The sequence below is a fragment of the Micromonospora sp. MA102 genome, from assembly GCF_025460765.1.
Lineage (GTDB): Bacteria > Actinomycetota > Actinomycetes > Mycobacteriales > Micromonosporaceae > Micromonospora > Micromonospora halotolerans.
In genome coordinates this window covers 137,061-151,226 of record NZ_JAMWEG010000002.1, presented here as the reverse complement: position 1 = coordinate 151,226, position 14,166 = coordinate 137,061, and the positions used below count along the sequence as shown (strand labels likewise).

At 73.3% G+C, this 14,166-nt stretch carries 9 protein-coding genes and 1 tRNA gene; 3 read left to right on the top strand and 7 right to left on the bottom strand.

Features of this window, described 5'->3' with window-relative positions:
• Window positions 1-160: 160 nt before the first annotated feature.
• The 3 genes from NFX44_RS04055 to NFX44_RS04045 all read right to left on the bottom strand — a co-directional run bounded on the left by NFX44_RS04055 (window position 161) and on the right by NFX44_RS04045 (window position 3,778).
• Window positions 161-1,423: an NAD(P)/FAD-dependent oxidoreductase gene (locus tag NFX44_RS04055; protein ID WP_262282129.1), complete on the bottom strand. Its 1,263-nt coding sequence runs from the start codon at window positions 1,421-1,423 to the stop codon at window positions 161-163.
• Window positions 1,413-3,533, bottom strand: coding sequence for an MMPL family transporter (locus NFX44_RS04050; RefSeq protein ID WP_262282128.1), 2,121 nt, complete (start codon window positions 3,531-3,533; stop codon window positions 1,413-1,415). Before NFX44_RS04050 ends, NFX44_RS04055 begins: the two co-directional genes overlap by 11 nt.
• Window positions 3,534-3,705: 172 nt before the next feature.
• Window positions 3,706-3,778: transfer RNA gene (locus tag NFX44_RS04045), tRNA-Asn, on the bottom strand.
• Between the two features lie 284 nt (window positions 3,779-4,062).
• Between NFX44_RS04045 and NFX44_RS04040 the strand changes: the two genes are divergently transcribed.
• From NFX44_RS04040 to NFX44_RS04030, 3 genes are all read left to right on the top strand, one after another.
• Window positions 4,063-4,455, top strand: a complete 393-nt coding sequence (locus NFX44_RS04040) for a hypothetical protein (protein WP_262282127.1) — start codon at window positions 4,063-4,065, stop codon at window positions 4,453-4,455.
• A 266-nt stretch (window positions 4,456-4,721) separates the two neighbouring features.
• A complete protein-coding gene (locus tag NFX44_RS04035) occupies window positions 4,722-5,789 on the top strand; it encodes a sugar phosphate isomerase/epimerase (RefSeq protein ID WP_262282126.1) in 1,068 nt (355 codons plus the stop codon).
• 107 nt (window positions 5,790-5,896) lie between these two features.
• A complete protein-coding gene (locus NFX44_RS04030; protein ID WP_262282125.1) occupies window positions 5,897-7,081 on the top strand; it encodes an ROK family transcriptional regulator in 1,185 nt (394 codons plus the stop codon).
• A 42-nt stretch (window positions 7,082-7,123) separates the two neighbouring features.
• On the opposite strand, the gene NFX44_RS04025 is transcribed toward NFX44_RS04030, so the two are convergent.
• From NFX44_RS04025 to NFX44_RS04010, 4 genes are all read right to left on the bottom strand, one after another.
• A complete protein-coding gene (locus NFX44_RS04025) occupies window positions 7,124-8,134 on the bottom strand; it encodes a sugar phosphate isomerase/epimerase (protein ID WP_262282124.1) in 1,011 nt (336 codons plus the stop codon).
• A 203-nt stretch (window positions 8,135-8,337) separates the two neighbouring features.
• Window positions 8,338-8,829 carry a sensor histidine kinase gene (locus tag NFX44_RS04020; protein ID WP_262282123.1) on the bottom strand — a complete coding sequence of 164 codons (492 nt, stop codon included), beginning with the start codon at window positions 8,827-8,829 and terminating at the stop codon, window positions 8,338-8,340.
• Between the two features lie 78 nt (window positions 8,830-8,907).
• The gene (locus tag NFX44_RS04015; protein WP_262282122.1) at window positions 8,908-11,013 is read right to left on the bottom strand and encodes a ThuA domain-containing protein; all 2,106 of its coding nucleotides are present in this window, start codon (window positions 11,011-11,013) and stop codon (window positions 8,908-8,910) included.
• 58 nt (window positions 11,014-11,071) lie between these two features.
• Entirely contained in the window at window positions 11,072-13,906 is a 2,835-nt protein-coding gene (locus NFX44_RS04010) for an RICIN domain-containing protein (RefSeq protein WP_262282121.1), read from the bottom strand.
• Window positions 13,907-14,166 lie beyond the last annotated feature (260 nt).

Sequence of the window (14,166 nt, the reverse complement as noted above, 5' to 3'; positions counted from 1 at the left end):
ACCGCGCCGGATCGTAACCCGCTCAACGGATCACCGGCCATCACCCGTCGGGCCGGTTGATGATCTGGCCGGCACGATGGGCAACGCGAGGATAACAGCGCGCAGCGTCCCCTTCGGTGACACCGGCGGAGGCCGGAGCGGGCACACCGCCAGGGATCGGTCAGGGTGCGGGTGGTCCCGCTGCGTCCGTGCCGCGCAGCTCGGCGAGCACCGCCCCGGCGGCCCGCCAGCCGCTCGCCAGGGCCCCCTGGATGGACGGGGTGTCCCGGTGGTCGCCGGCGACGAAGAGCCCGTCGTCGAGCGCGACCGGCTTGCGCAGCCGGCCCTGCGGTGGCGGCGCGGCGGGCAGCGCGTGCGGCACCGACACGGTCGCCAGGTGGGTCCAGTCGGCGGTGGAGCGCCCGTAGAGGCGGTCCAGCTCGCCGCGGACCAGCGGCTCGGGCGGGGCCTGCGGGCCGACCACCGAGGTGGCCACCAGGTGCTTCCCGGCCGGCGCGTAGGTGGGTGCCGCGTTGCTGACCACCACCGTGTTGGCGACCAGTTCGCGCCGCTCCCCGTCGAGCAGCAGGATCGGCTCGGCCAGCGGCGGGGTGTCGGTGCTGTGGTAGTAGGTCGTGTAGCTGTGCATGCGTACCCCTTGGAGGCGGGGCAGCAGGGTGGCCGCCGCCGGCGGGCCCGCAGCGACCAGGACGGCGCGGCAGGCGATGTCGCCGGCGGGGGTGCGGACCCGGCCGGGCGCGACCTCGGTGACCGGGGTGTGCAGATCGATCAGCTCGGCGGGCAGCGGGCCGGCGACGGCGTGGGGCAGCGCGGCCATGCCGCGGGCGGGCAGCCCGATCCGGCCTCGGGCGAACGCGCGCAGGAGGACGGCCAGCACGTGGCTGGAGGTGGCCAGCTCGCGGTCGAGCAGCACGCCGGAGAGGAACGGCCGGAGCAGTTCCTCGATGAACGCGGCGGAGAGCCCGGCCCGTCGCAGCGCGGCCTCGCTGGTGGTCTCGGGCGCGTTGAGCAGCCGGCCCACCGGCAGGGTGGCGCAGCCGGTGGCGAGCGCCGCGAAGCGCAGCCGGTCGACAAGCGACCCGACGCCCGCGGTCACCGTGCCGGGCGCGCCCGCGGGGTCGCGCAGCGGGTTGACCAGGCGGTCCAGCCGGTCGCCGCGGCGCACCAGCACGCCGGAGGTGAACCAGCCCAGGTCGAGGGCGCCGAGGTCGACCAGGCCACCGAGGCGCGGGTACGCCGTGTTGAGCACCTGGAAGCCCCGGTCCAGCAGGTAGCCGTCGACCTCGTCGGTGGCGACGCGGCCGCCGAGGCGGTCGGCGGCCTCCAGCAGCCGCCAGGGCACGCCGGCGCGGTGCAGGCGGCGGGCGGCGGCGAGGCCGGCGAGGCCACCGCCGACGATGACGACGTCCGTCTCAGTGGGCACGGTCCGCCTCCCTCCCGGCCCGGTCGCCGTTGCGGTTCGTCCGGGACAGCCGGCCCGGCCACCAGATCTTCGGCCCGATGTCGTACGCGAGCGCGGGCACCAGCAGCGAGCGGACCACGATGGTGTCGAGCAGCACCCCGGCGGCGACCGCCACGCCCAGCTCGACGAGCACCACGAGCGGCAGCACGGCGAGCGCGGAGAAGGTGGCGGCGAGCACGATGCCGGCGGAGGTGATCACGCCGCCGGTGACGGCCAGGCCGGTGAGCACGCCGGCCCGGGTGCCGCGCCGGACCGATTCCTCGCGGACCCGGCTCATCAGGAAGATGTTGTAGTCGATGCCGAGCGCGACCAGGAAGACGAACGCGAACAGCGGGAACGACTGGTCCACGCCGGGGAAGTCGAGGAGGTACCGGAAGATCAGCGCGCAGAGGCCGAGGGTCGCGAGGAACGACAGCACGACGGTGGCGATCAGCAGCACCGGGGCGAGCAGGGCCCGCAGCAGCAGCGCCAGAATGACCGCGATGACCAGCAGCACCACCGGGATGATGACGTTGCGGTCCCGGGTGGACGCGTCGGCGGTGTCCACGTTGATGGCCGTGAAGCCGCCGACGACGGCGTCGGCGCCGGGCACCCGGTGCACCGCCACGCGCAGCTCGCGGACGGCGCGTTCGGCGCCGTTGCTGTCCGGCGGGTCGGCGAGGGTGGCCTCCAGCTGCACCCGCCCGTCGACGACCGTGGGCGTCCCGGTCGGCCCCTGACGGCTGAACGGCCGGACGGAGGACACCCCCGGTACGCCCTGCGCCACCCGGGCGACCTGCTCGGCGGCGGCCTGGTCGGTGAAGATGGTGGCCGGGCTGCCGGTGCCGGCCGGGTAGTGGCGGGCGATCACCTCCTGACCGGCCACCGAGTCGGTGCGCTGGGTGAACAGGTCGGACTGGCCGAGGGTGGTGGCGCCGAGCTGGGTCACCCCGAGGGCGAGCGCGGCGAGGACCACCGCGGTGACGATCCAGACGGTACGGGCGCGGCGCGCCACGAAGCCCGCGATCCGCCCCCAGATGCCGTGTTCGGTCCGCGGGTCGGCGTGGTCGAGGCGGGGTCGCCGGGGCCAGAACGCCCACCGCCCGCCGAGCATCAGCAGGGCGGGGAGGAAGGTCAGCATCACCAGCAGGGTGGCGGCGATGCCGACGGCGCTCACCGGGCCGAGCGCCCGGTTGGAGTTGAGGCTGGACAGCAGCAGGCAGAGGAGGCTGACGATGACCGTGGCGCCGGAGGCGATGATCGCCGGGGCGGCGCCCTTCCAGGCGGCCCTCATGGCCTCCCAGGGCCGCTCGTGCCGGTGCAGCTCCTCCCGGTAGCGGGCGATGAGCAGTAGCGCGTAGTCGGTGCCGGCGCCGAAGACGAGGACCGTGAGGATGCCCTGGGCCTGCCCGTTGAGTTTCACGACGTCGTTCTTCGCCAGGAGGTAGACGACGAGCGAGGCCAGCGAGTACGACATCCCGGCGGCGAGCAGCGGGAAGACCCAGAGCACCGGGCTGCGGTAGACGATCAGCAGGATGACCAGCACCACGACGAGGGTGACGAGCAGCAGCGGCCCGTCGATGGCGGTGAACACCTCGATCAGGTCGGCCAGCAGGCCGGCCGGGCCGGCCACGTCGACGGTGAGCCCGTCCCGGTCGGCGCCGGCGATGTCCCTGAGCTGGTCGACCACCGCGCCGATCTGTTCGCCCTCGGCCGCGTCGATCGGGACGATCACCTGCACGGCCTGCCGGTCCTGGCTGACGATCGGCGGCGGCAGCGGGCCGACGACACCCGGCAGTTGGGCGAAGCGGCCTGCCTCGTTCCGGATCCGTTCCTGGTCGGCGGGGGTGATGCCGGAGGCGCGCTCGTAGACGACGAGGGCCGGGGTCGTCTCGCGCTCCACGAAGCCGGCGGCGAGGTCCTGTGCCCGGGTGGCCTCGGCGTCGGCGGGCAGGAAGGCGGCGTTGTCGTTGGTGGCGACGTCGCCGAGCTTTCCCGAGTAGGGGCCGGCGAGGCCGCCGACGACCAGCCAGCCCAGCACCACGACGAGCGCGACCAGCGTCGCGGTCCAGCGGCTCCGCCCTCCGGCCATCCCATCCACCCTTGAATCGACGCAGCAATCGACGCAGCGCGAGTCTAAGTCGACATCGACCATCCTGCCGGGCGAAGCAGCACCGGCGGGCGGAAACCACCCGACCCGGCACTCGGGGCGGCACAACGGAAACGCCCGTCGGCTGGGCCGACGGGCGTTGTGTGAGTGGAAGCTCCCCCGTTTGGACTCGAACCAAAAACCTGCCGGTTAACAGCCGGCTGCTCTGCCAATTGAGCTACGGGGGACCGTAGGTCACCCGGCTGCGGATCTCTCCGCGCCGTGCGACGGGGACAAGAGTACAGGACATCGGGGGGTGGTGCGCCAGGGGGTTACCGGACTTCCCCCACCCGGCGACACGCCCCGGATCGCCCTCAGAATACCGGACAAATCGCCATCTCGGCACAGGGAGGCATGAGCGGAGAGCAGGATGGGTAGTTAGCCGCCGACAGAGAATGCAGGCGCGAGAAGGTCGCTTCCGCCGGGACCCCCCGTCGGGATCGGCGGCGCGTCAGGTACGGAAGGAGCCGCCATGCGCGGAAAGATCATGTTTCTTGGCGGGCTGGCTGCGGGATTCGTCCTGGGCGCCCGTGCCGGCCGGGAGAAGTACGAGGAGTTGGTGGTCCGGGGTCGCAAGGTGCTCGACCACCCGACCGTCCAGGAGGCGGCGGGGGTCGCGCAGGCCCAGGCGACCCGGCTCTACTCGGAGGGCAAGGACAAGCTCGGGCAGACCAAGCTCGGCGAGAAGCTGGGCACCGGCAACGGCAACGGTGCCGGCAGCAAGGCGGGGCTGACCGACGCCGACAAGCCGTTCGCCGGCACGCCGGCCGCGGTCGGCGCCAAGTCCGGCTCGACCGGCACGGGTTCGACCAGCTCGACCAGCTCGTCGACCACCAGGTCGTCCGGCACGAGCACCAACCTCTGACCCACCGGGAGCGGGGCGCGGGCCCCCCGCGGCGCCCCCCCCCGCTCCCGTCTGTCCGAACGAGACCCCGCTCCCACTTTCGCTCATCCTGAGCAAAAGTAGCGGGGATTGATGGAAAACTTTTGGCGTCAAACTCTTCTCTTTGGTCGCGGGCGCAAATATCGTCTCGCGTAGAACCTGGCCAGGCTCTCGTCCCTTCCAGCGACCTCCTCAGCCTCCTCCCGAGGCTGAGGCGGACCCGCGTCCAGAAGAGAGGCAGTCAGGACATGAACGACACATCGCACGGCATGAGCCGTCGCCGGGTGCTCGGCACCATCGCCGGGGCGGCGGGCGCCGTCGCCGCCGCCGGACTCACCCCGTCGGCCGCCCTCGCCGGCAACGGAGTGCTCGTCCCGACCGGCAAGCGGGGCATCATCCTCTACAGTGTCCGCGACCGGATCGGCGCCGCCCCGGACGCCACCGGCGTGCCGTACGGGTTCGAGCGGGTGCTCGCCCGGCTCGCCGAGATCGGCTACAAGGAGGTCGAGTTCGCCGGGTACACCCAGCACACCTCGATCCTCGGCCGCCAGATCACCCCGGCGGAGATCCGCAAGATCCTGGACGACAACGGGCTGCGCGCCAACGGCTCGCACGCCTCCGTCCCGGGCACGGTCACCCCGGACACCATCGCCGCGTTCGAGCAGACCCTCGACACCGCCGAGATCCTCGGCATGACGCACATCGGCACCGGCAGCGACCCGACCGGCAGCAACTACCAGGCCGACTGGGACGCCGCCGTGGACCGGTGGAACACCTTCGGCGAGATGGCCGCGGCCCGTGGCCTGAAGCTCTACACGCACAACCACGACGCCGCGTACGACTTCCTGCGCGACAGCGGCCCGCTGGACGCGCAGGGCCGGCCGACCCGGTCCTCGGGTGTGCGCAAGCTGGAGTACTTCATCGCGCGGACCAACCCGGAGTGGGTCTGGTTCGAGATGGACATCTACTGGGCGCACGTGGCCCAGCACCGGTTCCGCAGCTACACCGACCCGGACGGGGTGACCCAGACGGCCGTCTTCGACCCGCTGGCCGTGGTCGCCGCGCAGACCAAGCGGTTCCCGCTGTTCCACGCCAAGGACGGCACGTACAACCCGGCCAGCGCGGCCGGGTACGAGATGGTGCCGCTCGGCCAGGGCGACATCGACTACGGCACCTTCTTCGCGAACATGGGCGCGAAGGGTTACCACAACCCGATGTGGGAGCAGGACAACGCACCGGGCGGCGCCGCCGACCCGGGCCGGTCGCTGCGCTACGCGGAGATCAGCTACCAGCACATGTCGGGTCTGCGGGGCTGACGGACTCGACACCGGATCGCCGGGGGGCCGCACCGGGGAACCGGGGCGGCCCCTCGCGTCACACGGTCGTGACGACGGTGTGGCACATTCGGGGCGAGGTGATCGTGATGACGATGGTCGGACCGGAGACCGCCGACCAGGCGCGGCTGCTGCGCCTGCTGCGTGACGACGGCCCGCGCTCGCGGGTCGAACTGGCCGACGCCCTGGGCCTGCCCCGGGCCCGGTTCACCGCCGAGGCGGACCGGCTGGCCGCGCAGGGCCTGGTGGAGACCGCCGGGCCGGCCGCGTCCCGGGGCGGCCGGCGCTCCTCGCTGCTGCGGGTCGGCGGGCAGGTGCGCTTCGGCGCGGTACGGATCGGCGACGGGCGGCTGGCGGTGGCGCTCACCAACGGCGAGCTGACCCCGCTCGCCCGGCACGACGAGCCGGTCGACGTGCGGCACGGCCCGGAGGTCGTGATCGGCCGGGCCGTCGAGCTGCTCGGCAAGCTGCGGGCCGAGGCCGGGCTGGCCCGGCTGACCGGCGTCGGCGTGGCGCTCCCCGCCCCGGTCGCGGTCCGCGAGGGCGCCCCGGTCGCCCCGCCCGCCCTGCCCGGCTGGCACCAGTTCCCGGTACGCGACACGATCGCCGCCGAGCTGGGCTGCCCGGTGCAGGTCGACAACGACGCCAACGTGATGGCCCTGGGCGAGCGGCACGCCGGCACCGGCCGGCCGTTCGACGACTTCCTCTACGTGAAGCTGGGCGACGCGGTGGGCTGCGGGCTGGTGCTCGGCGGGGCGCTGTACCGGGGCGCCGCCAGCGGCGCCGGGGACATCGGGCACCTCCAGCTCACCGAGGACGGGCCGCTCTGCGGGTGCGGCAACACCGGCTGCGTCGAGGCGTACTGCGGGGATGCCGCTCTGGTGCGGGAGGGGGTGACGGCCGCGCGGGCCGGACGCTCGACGGCGCTCGCCGACCGGCTGGCCGCCGCCGGCGCGCTCACGGTGGCCGACGTGGCCGCGGCGGCGACCGCCGGGGACCCGGCCGCGCAGACGCTGGTCCGCGACGCCGCCCGCCGGCTCGGGCAGGTGCTGGTCGGCCTGGTCAGCTTCGTCAACCCGGCCATCGTGATCATCGGCGGCGCGGCCCCGGGCATCGGGCCGGTCCTGCTCGCCGAGATCCGGGGCGTGGTCTACCGGCGTTCCACCCCGCTGGCCACCGGCAGCATGCCGATCGTCCTGTCCGACCTCGACGACCGGGCCGCCCTGGTCGGCGCGGCCCGGCTGGTCAGCGACCACATCTTCGCCGCCCGGTGAGGAGGGGCCCCGTGTCGGACCGGGGCCCCTCCTCGCCCGGGGTCAGTCGCGGCTGCTGCTGAAGGCCGCGTCGAAGGCCGCGGACGGGGCGTCGAAGGCGAGCCGGCGGACGAACTGGAGCGCCTCGGGCGCGCCGACCAGGCGGTCCATGCCGGCGTCCTCCCACTCGATCGAGATCGGGCCGGTGTAGCCGATCGCGTTCAACGCGCGGAAGCAGTCCTCCCACGGCACGTCACCGTGGCCGGTGGAGACGAAGTCCCAGCCCCGCCGCAGGTCCGCCCAGGGCAGGTGGGACGAGAGCCGGCCGCGCCGGCCGTCCCCGGTGCGCACCTTCGCGTCCTTGCAGTCGACGTGGTAGATCCGGTCGGCGAAGTCGAAGATGAAGTTGACCGGGTCCAGCTCCTGCCAGACGAAGTGCGACGGGTCCCAGTTCAGCCCGAACGCGGGCCGGTGGCCGATCGCGTCCAGGGCCCGCTTGGTGGTCCAGTAGTCGTAGGCGATCTCGCTGGGGTGCACCTCGTGGGCGAAGCGCACGCCCACCTCGTCGAACACGTCCAGGATCGGGTTCCACCGGTCGGCGAAGTCCTGGTAGCCGCGCTCGATCATGGCGGGCGGGACCGGCGGGAACATGGCCAGGGTGTGCCAGATCGACGAGCCGGTGAAGCCGACCACGGTCTTCACCCCGAGCTTCGCCGCCGCCCGGGCGGTGTCCTTCATCTCCTCGGCGGCGCGGCGGCGTACGCCCTCCGGCTCGCCGTCGCCCCAGATCCGGGCGGGGAGGATGTCCTGGTGCCGCTCGTCGATCGGGTGGTCGCAGACCGCCTGCCCGACGAGGTGGTTGGAGATGGCGAAGACCTGGAGGTTGTGCTTGGCGAGGGTGGCCCGCTTGCGGTCCACGTACGACTCGTCGGCGAGCGCCTTGTCGACCTCGAAGTGGTCGCCCCAGCAGGCGAGCTCCAGACCGTCGTACCCCCACTCGGCGGCGAGCCGGCAGACCTCGTCGAACGGAAGATCGGCCCACTGGCCGGTGAAGAGCGTGATGGGTCGCGCCATTGTCCTTCTCCCCTGTCGTGATGGGGGGATTCCGTAGCGGACCGGGGCGAGGGCGACCGGGATGCGGGCGACCTCGACGGGCACCGGTGGACGCGGTCGCGCCTGGGCCCGACGGGTTGCGCCTCCCACCGGGTCACCGGCCACCTCGCGGTCGCCGCCCTCACTCTAGGTCGGCCGGGGCCGGCGCGGAAGGCCCGGAATCGTCAGGCCGGCTCGGCCTCGTCCTCGGGGGCGGGCAGCTCGGCACGGACCAGCCAGCCACCCTCGGGGCCAGGGCCGGCGTGGACGGCACCGCCGACCGACTGGGCCCGCGCCCGCAGGCCGGCCGCCGGGATGGCCGGCCCGTCGCCGCGTACCTCGATGCGGAGGCCGGCCGGGTCGTAGCGCAGCCGCACCGCGACGGCCGACCCCGGCGCGTGCCGGCGGGCGTCGGTCAGCGCCTCCTGGATGATCCGGTACGCGGCCGCGTCGACCGCGGCGGGCAGCGGGCGGGGCTGGCCACCCACCCGCCAGCGCACCAGCTGGCCGGCGGCGAATTCGTCGATGAGCGCGTCCAGCCGGGTGAGGCTGGGCGCGGGCCCGGTGGACGGCGGCGGCTCGGCGCGGCCCCGCACCCGGAACAGGGCGGCCCGCAGCACGTCACCGACGTTCGGGCCCGCCCGCGCGACCCGACGCCACCGCTCCAGGCGTCCCACACGGTCAAGGTACGGCAGCACCCCGGCGGCGGGCCGGGCGGATCCCGCAGGTCGCCCGGTCCGCCGCCGGTCCGCCGGTCAGGGCAGGGTCCACTTCTGGTTCGCCGCGCCGGTGCAGGTCCAGAGGTGTACGGGGGTGCTGTCGGCGGAGTTGTTGCCGGAGACGTCCAGGCACTTGCCGGACTGCGGGTTGCGCAGCGTGCCGTCGGCCTGGCCCGACCAGTTCTGCGCGCCGGTGCCGTTGCACGTCCACAGCTGGATCTTCGTGCCGTCCGCCGACCCGCCGCCGGACACGTCCAGGCACTTGCCGAGCGCCTTGACCGTCGAGTTCGGGGTCACCGTCCAGGTCTGCGCGCTGCTGCCGTTGCAGGTGTAGAGCTGGATCTGGGTGCCGTCGGCGGTCGCGCCGCCCCGCACGTCCAGGCACTTGCCGGCCAGGCCCCGGACCGGACCTGTGCCACCGCCCCCGCCGCCCCGGACCAGGGTGAAGTCGTCGACGTCGTACAGGCCGGTGCCGGTGCCGGCGAAGGTCAGCCAGACGGTCTGGCTGCCGGCCGGCACGCCGGTCAGCGCGGTGCTGACGTCGGCGAACGTGGTCCAGCCGCCGGTGTTGGGCACCGCCACCTGGCCGAGCACGGTGCCCGTCGGGGAGCCGGTGCGGAGCTGGAGGGTGCCGCCCGGCCCGCCGGAGACCACCCGGGCCCGCAGCGCGGTGACCCCGGTCAGGTCCAGCCCCTGGTACGCGGCCCAGTCGCCCGGGTCGACGTACCCCAGGGTCTGCCCGCCGTTGGCGCCGGCCTTGGTGAACGGGGTGACCCCGCTGGCCGAGCTGAACGCCTCGGCCTGCACGGTGGTGTTGCCGGTCGGCGGGTTGCCGCCCAGTTCCTTGATCCGGATGTTGCGGAACGAGACGTCGTCACCGGTGCCGTGGTTCTGGATGCCGATGTGGCCGGCGAGCGAGCGGGCCGGGTCGGTGTTGGTGAAGTCGTTGATCTTCACGCCGTTGAGGAAGACCTGGAGCCGCTCCCCCTCGACCAGCAGCTCGTAGGTGTTCCACTCCCCCGCCGGGTTGAGCGCCGCGTCCCGCGCGGGCAGGTCGGCGGACTTGAAGGTGTAGACCGCCCCGGTGGTCCGGTCGGGGCTGTCGGTCGGGTCGATCTGGATCTCGTAGCCGTTGTCCACCGCCGACCAGGGGTCGCTCGACGGCGGGAAGCCGATGAAGACGCCGGAGTTGTCGTCGCCGGCCAGCCGCCAGTCCAGCTTCAGCGAGTAGCTGGTGAACTGCCGGGCGCTGTACCAGTACAGGCCCATCCCGCCGACCGAGCTGAGGGTGGCGTCGGCGTTGGTGAAGCTGCCCGGCCCGGCCTGGGACCAGCCGGTGGTGGCGCCGCTGTAGAGGGCCGCGTAGCCGGCCTCCGGACGGCAGTCGGCCTTGCTGCGGCCGGCCGCGTACCGGATGCCGCCCAGCAGGTGGGCGCGGAACGCGGGCTCGGCGTAGGACGCCTGGGTGTGGCCGCCGCCGGTGTAGAAGGACCGGCCGCCTGCGTACGTCTTGCACCAGGCGTGCGGGTGGTCGGCGCCCATCCCGCCGCCCGAGTACGACGACTCGTCGAGGGTGGCCAGCACGTGCGCGGTGGACCGGGCGTTGGTGCGGTAGTTGTACCACTCGTCGGTGCGGTTCCAGGTCTGCGGCAGGTGGGCGGTGGCGGCGTGCGCGCGGTCCTCCACCCGCACGGTGGCCGGCTGGATCGCCGGGTGGGAGGCGAACCAGGCGCCGACCAGGTTGCCGTAGAACGGCCAGTCGTACTCGGTGTCGGCGGCGGCGTGCACGCCCACGTAGCCCCCGCCCGCGCCGACGTACGCCTCGAAGGCGGCCTGCTGGGTGGGGTCGAGCACGTCGCCGGTGGTGTTGAGGAAGATCACCGCCTCGTACCGGGCGAGGTTGGCGGTGGTGAACTGGGCGGCGTCCTCGGTGGCGGTGACGGTGAAGTTGTTGGCCGCGCCGAGGTCGCGGACGGCCTGGATGCCGGCCGGGATGGCGTCGTGCCGGAAGCCGGCGGTCTTGGAGAAGACCAGCACGTCGTAGGGCGCGTCGGCGGCGGCCGCCGGGGTGGCCGGGGTGGTGCAGGCGAGGGTGGCGAGGACGGCGGTGGCCGCGCCGAGGACGGTGCGGAGGAGTCTCATGTCGCTCTCCAGGGCCGGACGGGGTGCGGGGCCGGCGGACCGGCCCCGCACCGTCGGATCAGGGCAGGATCCACTTCTGGTTCGCCGCGCCGGTGCAGGTCCAGAGGTGTACGGGGGTGCTGTCGGCGGAGTTGTTGCCGCAGACGTCCAGGCACTTGCCGGACTGCGGGTTGCGCAGCGTGCCGTCGGCCTGCGCCGACCAGTTCTGCGCGCCGGTGCCGTTGCACGTCCACAGCTGGATCTTCGTGCCGTCGGCGGTCGCGCCGCCCGAGACGTCCAGGCACTTGCCGAGCGCCTTGACCGTCGAGTTCGGGGTCACCGTCCAGCTCTGCGCCGTGGTGCCGTTGCAGGTGTAGAGCTGGATCTGGGTGCCGTCGGCGGTCGCGGCGTTGCGCACGTCCAGGCACTTGCCGGCCAGCCCGCGGACCGGCCCGGTGCGCGCCCCGGACGTGGTGAGCGTGAACGAGTCGAGGTCGTAGAGCGCGCCGGCGCCGCCCGCGAAGGTGAGGTAGAGCGTGGTGGTCCCGGCGGGCGGGTTGGCGACCGTGCCGGTCACCGTGGTGAACGTGTCCCACGCCCCGGTCACCGGAACGGTGGCCGAGCCGAGGACGGTGCCGGTCGCCGAGCCGGCCCGCACCTGGAGGGCGCCGCCCACCCCGGCGGAGGAGACCCGGGCGCTGAACCCGGTGACGTTGCCGAGATGGTAGGGCTCGAACGCGATCCAGTCCCCGTTGTGGATGTCGCCGACGGTCTTGCCGCCCTCGGCGGTCGCCTTGTCGAAGGTGTTGATGCCGGCGGAGGTCTTGAAGTGCTCGGCCTGCCGGTGCCGGGGCTGGAGGGTGTGCTGGGTGTGCGTGGTCAGCCCGCCGGCGTCGGTGTACTCGGCGTCGAAGATCGCGAAGATGTTCGCCGCGTCGTCGTGCTCGCCGTCGACGGGGATGCTGATCGAACCGGTGCAGCCGGTGGCCGAGGTGATCTGGTGGCCGTGCTGGTCGTGGCCGAGCACGTAGGTCATCTTGACCTTCGTGCAGTCGATCGTGCCGTCCTCCGGGTCGGTGACGGTGATCCGGAACGGCACGGTGTCACCGAAGGAGAAGAGCTGCCCGTTGCCGGGGCTGTTCACGGTGACCGTCGGCGCGGTGTTGCCGACGGTGATCACCACGCTGGCCGTGCCGGTGGCGCCCTGCGGGTCCCGGACGGTCAGCGTGGCGGTGTAGCGGCCGTTGGCCGTGTAGGTGTGCGACGGGTTCGCCGCCGTCGAGGTGCCGCCGTCGCCGAACGCCCACGCGTACGTGAGCGCCCCGCCCTCCGGGTCGGACGAGCCGGCCGAGGAGAAGGCGACGGCCAGCGGGGCCGCGCCGGAGGTCTTGTCGGCGGCGGCCCGGGCCACCGGGGCGCGGTTGCCGCCGCCGAGGTAGTCGAAGCGGTACAGCGCCGAGTTGGCGTCGCCGTTGAAGTAGCCGGTGCCGTAGTCGAGCACGTAGTAGGCGCCGTCCGGCCCGAACGCGGAGTCCATCACCTGTTTGCCGGTCCACGGGAAGGCGTCGATGGTGCCCGGTGAGCCGTCGGCGTTGAGGTGGATCGGCTTGATCCAGCCGCGGCCGAACTCGGTGGCGAAGAACTGCCCGTCGAAGGACTGCGGGAACTTCGTGGTGGAGGGGTTGGCGGCGTCGTATCGGTAGACCGGGCCGGCCATCGGCGACTCGGAGCCGCCGCCGAACTCGGGCGGGCTGCCGGCGTCGCCCGCGTACCGGATCCAGGCCGGCTTCGCGGCCGGCAGGGTGCTCTGGCCGGTGTTGCGGAACGAGTTGTTGGTCGGGCCGCCCGCGCAGTCGAACTTCGCGCCCGCGGTGCCGGTGGCGAAGTCCCACTCGGCGTACGTCTCGGCCGCCGAGTTGGTGCCGGTGCAGTACGGCCAGCCGTAGTTGCCCGGACCGGTGACCCGGTCGAACTCGACCTGCCCGGACGGGCCGCGGGCCGAACTGGTGCCGGCGTCGGGGCCGTAGTCGCCGACGTAGACGATCCCGGTGGCCTTGTCGACGCTCATCCGGAACGGGTTGCGGAAGCCCATGGCGTAGATCTCCGGCCGGGTCTTCGCGGTGCCGGCCGGAAAGAGGTTTCCGGAGGGGATCGAGTACGACCCGTCGGCGTTCACCTTGATCCGCAGGATCTTGCCGCGCAGGTCGTTGGTGTTGCCGGCGCTGCGCTGCGCGTCGTACGCGGGGTTGCGCTCGGTCCGCTCGTCCAGGGGCGCGTAGCCGCCGGAGTCGAACGGGTTGGTGTCGTCGCCGGTGGAGAGGTAGAGGTTGCCGGCGGCGTCGAAGTCGATGTCGCCGCCGACGTGGCAGCACATGCCCCGGTCGGCGGGCACGTCGAGCACGTCGACCCGGCTCGTCTGGTTGAGCGTGAAGTCGGCGTTGAGGTTGAACCGGGAGAGCCGGTTGACGCCGCGCCAGGCGGAGAAGTCGCTACCGGTGGCGGGGGCGTCGCCGGCCGGGGTGGACAGCGGGGGCGCGTAGTAGAGGTAGATCTGCCGGTTGCTCGCGAAGCCGGGATCGACCCCGACGCCCTGGAGCCCCTCCTCGTCGTGGTTGTAGACGGGCAGGGTGCCGATCACGGTGGTGACGCCGGCGGCGTCGGTGCGCCGGAGCGTGCCGTTGCGGGCGGTGTGCAGGACCGAGCGGTCGGGCAGCACCGCGAGGGACATGGGTTCGCCGGTCTCGGCGACGCCGCGGGCGAGTTCCACCTGCTGGAAGTCGCTCGCCGTGATGGGGTGCGCGGACGCCGGGACGGGGGTCGCGGCCAGGCCGACCGCGCCGGCGGCGGCCGCGAGCAGCAGCGCCGATCCGGCGGGGAGCCATCGTCGGGTGGGGGTGTGGTGGGGGCTGGACATGCCTCTGCTGTCCCTTCCTGACGCGCGCAGCCTGGATCGGGCGCGCGTCGCGCCGGATGCCGTGCGGGGATGCTGCGCCGGGCCCGCCGGGTGCGACCCGGCAGGCCGCGACCGCCGGTGGTTGCGGCCGGCCGGTCACCTCGACGAGGGTGCCGGGTGCGGGCGGTTCACCTCGACGAAACAGCTCTGTGCTTGCGGACGACATTAAGACCTTTCGATCTGCCTGTCCATAGCTTCCGCTGGTTCCGGAACGACTTTCG